10 tRNA genes are annotated in these 1,003 nt (G+C 52.0%); all 10 read left to right on the forward strand.

Going from position 1 to position 1,003, the window contains the following annotated elements:
• Positions 1-61 precede the first annotated feature (61 nt).
• The 10 genes from ADI74_RS06605 (at position 62) to ADI74_RS06650 (ending at position 935) form a co-directional block, all read left to right on the forward strand.
• A tRNA-Asp gene (locus ADI74_RS06605) sits at positions 62-134 on the forward strand.
• Positions 135-158: 24 nt separating this feature from the next.
• A tRNA-Lys gene (locus ADI74_RS06610) sits at positions 159-231 on the forward strand.
• Between the two features lie 5 nt (positions 232-236).
• Positions 237-318: transfer RNA gene (locus ADI74_RS06615), tRNA-Leu, on the forward strand.
• Between the two features lie 12 nt (positions 319-330).
• Positions 331-403: transfer RNA gene (locus ADI74_RS06620), tRNA-Thr, on the forward strand.
• A 26-nt stretch (positions 404-429) separates the two neighbouring features.
• Positions 430-501: transfer RNA gene (locus ADI74_RS06625), tRNA-Gly, on the forward strand.
• Between the two features lie 7 nt (positions 502-508).
• Positions 509-594 (forward strand) — tRNA-Leu (locus ADI74_RS06630).
• 11 nt (positions 595-605) lie between these two features.
• Positions 606-679: transfer RNA gene (locus ADI74_RS06635), tRNA-Arg, on the forward strand.
• Between the two features lie 16 nt (positions 680-695).
• Positions 696-769, forward strand: a tRNA-Pro gene (locus tag ADI74_RS06640).
• Positions 770-774: 5 nt separating this feature from the next.
• Positions 775-848: transfer RNA gene (locus ADI74_RS06645), tRNA-Met, on the forward strand.
• Between the two features lie 13 nt (positions 849-861).
• Positions 862-935 (forward strand) — tRNA-Ile (locus ADI74_RS06650).
• Positions 936-1,003 lie beyond the last annotated feature (68 nt).

Consider the following 1,003-nt stretch of genomic DNA (forward strand, 5'->3'; position numbering starts at 1 on the left):
GCTGGGAGAGCATCTGCCTTACAAGCAGAGGGTCAGCGGTTCGATCCCGTTAACTCCCATAGGTCCCGTAGTGTAGCGGTTATCACGTCGCCCTGTCACGGCGAAGATCGCGGGTTCGATTCCCGTCGGGACCGTTTAAGATAACGGAAGTTATTTTAGACTCGTTAGCTCAGTTGGTAGAGCAATTGACTTTTAATCAATGGGTCACTGGTTCGAGCCCAGTACGGGTCATCTTTGCGGGTTTGGCGGAATTGGCAGACGCACCAGATTTAGGATCTGGCGCTTAACGGCGTGGGGGTTCAAGTCCCTTAACCCGCATAATAGAAATCAGCCGGCTTAGCTCAGTTGGTAGAGCATCTGATTTGTAATCAGAGGGTCGCGTGTTCAAGTCATGTAGCCGGCATTTTTTATATAGAATAAGTGGTCGATGCGAACGTAGTTCAGTGGTAGAACACCACCTTGCCAAGGTGGGGGTCGCGGGTTCGAATCCCGTCGTTCGCTTAGAGAGGCCGGGGTGGCGGAACTGGCAGACGCACAGGACTTAAAATCCTGCGATTGGTAACGATCGTACCGGTTCGATCCCGGTCCTCGGCATATATTGATGGGCACCCTTAGCTCAACTGGATAGAGTACCTGACTACGAATCAGGCGGTTAGAGGTTCGACTCCTCTAGGGTGCATTTTTTCTATTTAACTCGGGAAGTAGCTCAGCTTGGTAGAGTACTTGGTTTGGGACCAAGGTGTCGCAGGTTCGAATCCTGTCTTCCCGATTGATGGCGGTGTAGCTCAGCTGGCTAGAGCGTCCGGTTCATACCCGGGAGGTCGGGGGTTCGATCCCCTTCGCCGCTATAATGATCTTGTTGGACCTTTAGCTCAGCTGGTTAGAGCTCTCGGCTCATAACCGAGTGGTCGTAGGTTCAAGTCCTACAAGGTCCATTGAAAAATGGAGGATTACCCAAGTCCGGCTGAAGGGAACGGTCTTGAAAACCGTCAGGCGTGTAAAA

This window comes from Streptococcus pseudopneumoniae, assembly GCF_001074565.1.
Classification (GTDB): Bacteria; Bacillota; Bacilli; order Lactobacillales; family Streptococcaceae; genus Streptococcus; species Streptococcus pseudopneumoniae_J.